The sequence below is a fragment of the Candidatus Deferrimicrobiaceae bacterium genome (assembly GCA_035256765.1).
GTDB lineage: Bacteria > Desulfobacterota > Deferrimicrobia > Deferrimicrobiales > Deferrimicrobiaceae > CSP1-8.
Genome location: DATEXR010000132.1, coordinates 1 through 3,720, shown reverse-complemented (window position 1 = coordinate 3,720; position 3,720 = coordinate 1). Strand labels below are relative to the sequence as shown.

Below are 3,720 nucleotides of genomic sequence, written 5' to 3'. Positions count from 1 at the left end.
GCCCCCTCCCCCGCCCGTCACGCCTTGACCGCACCCAGGCTCTCCGGTCCCGAATCGAAGCTCCTTTGCTGTCTTCTCGTCTTTTACCGCGAGATCGGCCCGGGGGCGACGCCCGGGATGAGGGGGCTGGACGAGGAGGCGGGGCTTGCGCGGCACGAGCTGGAGGAGGCCGTCAAGGGGCTTCGGGAGAAGGGGTTGATCGAGTACTGGGAACTGCAGCCCGCCGTCCGCCTGACCCGGGAGGGCCTTTTCCTCGCGCAGCGCCTCTCCGGGGAAGAAGGCGGCTGACCCCGGTGGGAGGACCATCGCCTACGGCGCATGGCCGGCGGGACAGGGGGGCGGGCCGGGGAGGAGAGGAACTGGCCTCGAGGCTCGCCGACATCTCCCGGCGCCTCCGCAGGCGGTTCGGCCGCCCGTCCCGGTGCGCCCACAGGGAAGAGCCGGTGCGAAACCTGATCCTCACGATCCTTTCCCAGAATACGAACGATGCGAACCGCGACCGGGCGTTTTCTTCCCTGATGCGGCGTTTTCCGACGCTTTCCCTACTTGCAACGGCTACGCCCGGGGAGGTGGAGGAGGCGATCCGGACCGGTGGCCTGGCGAAGGCGAAAGCGAAGGCGATCCTTTCGGCGCTCTCCCGGCTGAAACGGGAGCGGGGAGACTTTACGCTCGAGTTTCTGCGGGAGAAGCCGCTTCCCGAAGCGCGCGCGTATCTCACCTCCCTGGGCGGCGTGGGCGTGAAGACCGCGAACATCCTTCTCCTGTTCTCTTTCGGACTCGAGGCATTTCCCGTGGACACCCACATTCTCCGGGTGGCAGGAAGGCTCGGCCTCGTGCCGGCGTCGGCCGATCTCGCCCGGGCGGCGCTTCTCCTCGAGCCGCACGTCCCGAAGGGGGAGCACGCGCCGCTGCACCTGAACCTGATCCGGCTCGGGCGGGAGATCTGCCGCCCGAGGAATCCGCTTCACGCAGAATGCCCGCTTCTGGACGTATGCCCGGAAGGGTTGCGGGAAACGCGGAAACGAGGGCGGGCCTAGTGCGGCGTCGCGCAAATGGCTCGACGGACCGAACTGCCGCCGTGATCGTTCGGCACCGGCAGTCCCTCCGCGCACGGGCTCGCCGGCCCCCAGAAATCCATTCCCTCAGATCCCGGCATTCGAGGGCCGCTGCATCCCCGCCGGCTTCGTTGCCCGCCCTCGCCGTACCGCGGCGGGTACGCCTCGGACGGTCGCCTCGCCGGGCGCGGCGCATCGACCCTCTCGGTGCACGGCCTCTTCAGGAACGGATCTCTGGAGGCCGGGGGGTCCCTAAATGCTACGCGACCTGGCGCCCGCTCGCTGCCGGTTCCGCTCGACGCGATTTCTTCCCTTCGGCGGGACACTCCTCCAACCGTACTACCGACAACCTCCAGGAGTGTCCCCCCGCTGCGAGGAACCCCCCGCAGCGCCCTGTGCGCGGAGGGGGACCCGTTGTCAACGGGTTCGCGAGAGGCTGCGCGAAGTGACTCCGTTGAACGCCATCCAGCTGACTCTCCTGGGGCTCCTGACCCTCGTGATCGGCGTTCCGGCGATCGTGCTGGCCCTGCTGCTGCCGGGGAAGGCGCTGAAGGGGAAGCTTTTTCTGGTGGTTTCGAAGACCTACGCCCGGATCGCCCTGGGGTTCTTCCGGATCAAGGTGGTGGGGCGGGGGCTCGCCAACATCGACTCCGGGAAGCCGTACGTCTTCATGTCCAACCACGCAAGCCACGCCGACTCTGCGGCTCTTGCCCTCGTCATCTCCCATCCGCTCCACTGGGTGTTCAAGAAGGAACTGGCGCGGATCCCCGTCTTCGGCTGGGCCCTGCTCGCCTGCGGGCAGATCATGGTCGACCGGGCCTCCCCCGAGAAGTCGAGGGAGGCGCTTGCGGAAGCGCTGTCGGGCCTGTCCGGGAGCAACTCGGTGATGATCTACCCGGAGGGAACGCGCAGCCGCGACGGGGACCTCCTCCCGTTCAAGAAGGGAGGGTTCCGGATGGCCCTTCAGGTGGGGCTGCCGATCGTTCCGGTGCAGGTGTCGGGGAGCCGCGAGGTCGTGGCCGCCGACACGCTCCGGGTCCGTCCCGGCACCATCACGGTCGAGATCTTCCCGCCGATCGAGACCCGCGGCAAGACCCCGGCCGACACCCCGGACCTCATGAGACGGGTCCGGGAGGCGATGCTCTCCGGCAAAGCTTAGGGACGTTCTTAAAACTTTTCATCTTCCCGCTGGACCCGGGGGGCCAGGCGCTCCCTGATCAGGGACCCTTTCCGGCAATCCGCTCCTGTCCGGGCCAATACTGTCCGGGCCAACACTGTCCGGGCCAATACTTGCCGGGGACCTTCACGTGATATAGCATATGCAACAATCTCGGGATCTGTCCTGCGAGGAAAACCGATGGCTCGGAAAGAGAGAGAATACACTGCCCTGGTGAAATCCGTTCGGGAACAGTTGGGACTCAGCCAGGAGGACCTGGCGCGGGAGCTGGGCGTCAGCTTCGCCACGGTCAACCGATGGGAGAACGGCCAGGTCAAGCCGTCGAAGCTGGCCAGGGCCCAGTTGGACGCCTTTTGCGGCCGGATGATCGGGGAGGGAAAGCTGAAGCTGTCCAAGAAAGACCTTTGAGGGGAACTTTATGGCTCGGAATGCGAAGGCCGGCAGGGGGCGGAACGGACCCAACGGCGCCGTACTCGGCTTCGAGGCCAAGCTCTGGCAGGCGGCGGACAAGCTCCGCAACAACATGGACGCCGCGGAGTACAAGCACGTCGTCCTGGGCCTCATCTTCCTGAAGTACATTTCGGACGCCTTTGAGGAGCATCGCGCCAGGCTGGTCGCCGATAAAAAGAGCGGGGCGGACCCGGAGGACCCGGACGAGTACCGCGCCTTCAACATCTTCTGGGTGCCGAGGGAGGCGCGCTGGCCGCATCTCCAGGCCAACGCCAGGCAGCCGGCCGCCGGCAGGATGATCGACGACGCCATGGTCGCGATCGAACGCGACAACAAGGCGCTGAAGGGCGTCCTGCCCAAGGACTACGCCCGCCCGGCCCTCGACAAACAGCGCCTCGGGGAGCTGATCGACCTCATCGGAACCATCGGGCTGGGCGACTCCGAAAACCGCTCGAAGGACATCCTCGGCCGGGGGTACGAATATTTCCTTGCCCGGTTTGCCAGCGCGGAAGGCAAGAAGGGGGGTCAATTCTACACGCCCCGGTGCGTGGTCCAGGTGCTCGTCGAGATGCTCGCGCCGTACAAGGGCCGGGTCTACGACCCCTGCTGCGGATCCGGCGGCATGTTCGTCCAGAGCGAGAAGTTCATCGAGGAGCACGGCGGCAAGGTCGGCGACATCAGCATCTACGGGCAGGAATCGAACTCCACCACGTGGCGCCTGGCGAAGATGAACCTGGCCATCCGCGGCATCGACGCGAACCTCGGTCCAGATCATGCCGACAGCTTCCACCGCGACCTGCACCGGGACCTCAAGGCCGACTACGTCCTCGCCAATCCGCCCTTCAACTCGAGCGACTGGGGGGGCGAGCGCCTGCGCGAGGACAAGCGTTGGAAGTTCGGCGTCCCGCCCGCGGGCAACGCGAACTTCGCCTGGGTGCAGCACTTCATCCACCACGTAACCCCCACCGGCCTCGCGGGATTCGTGCTCGCCAACGGGAGCATGTCGAGCAATCAGAGCGGCGAGGGAGAAATTCGCAG

5 protein-coding genes are annotated in these 3,720 nt (G+C 66.6%); all 5 read left to right on the top strand.

Annotated features, from left to right (window positions below; genetic code table 11):
- The coding region (locus VJ307_04515; GenBank protein ID HJX73399.1) for a hypothetical protein at nucleotides 1–288 on the top strand (288 nt) is incomplete at its 5' end.
- A gap of 155 nt (nucleotides 289–443) precedes the next feature.
- Nucleotides 444–1,037, top strand: a complete 594-nt coding sequence (locus tag VJ307_04510; protein HJX73398.1) for a hypothetical protein — start codon at nucleotides 444–446, stop codon at nucleotides 1,035–1,037.
- A 472-nt stretch (nucleotides 1,038–1,509) separates the two neighbouring features.
- Complete coding sequence (locus VJ307_04505; GenBank protein ID HJX73397.1) at nucleotides 1,510–2,214, top strand: lysophospholipid acyltransferase family protein; 705 nt, start codon at nucleotides 1,510–1,512, stop codon at nucleotides 2,212–2,214.
- 198 nt (nucleotides 2,215–2,412) lie between these two features.
- On the top strand, nucleotides 2,413–2,640 hold the full coding sequence (locus VJ307_04500; protein HJX73396.1) for a helix-turn-helix transcriptional regulator: 228 nt from the start codon (nucleotides 2,413–2,415) through the stop codon (nucleotides 2,638–2,640).
- Between the two features lie 10 nt (nucleotides 2,641–2,650).
- The coding region (locus VJ307_04495) for a class I SAM-dependent DNA methyltransferase (protein HJX73395.1) at nucleotides 2,651–3,720 on the top strand (1,070 nt) is incomplete at its 3' end.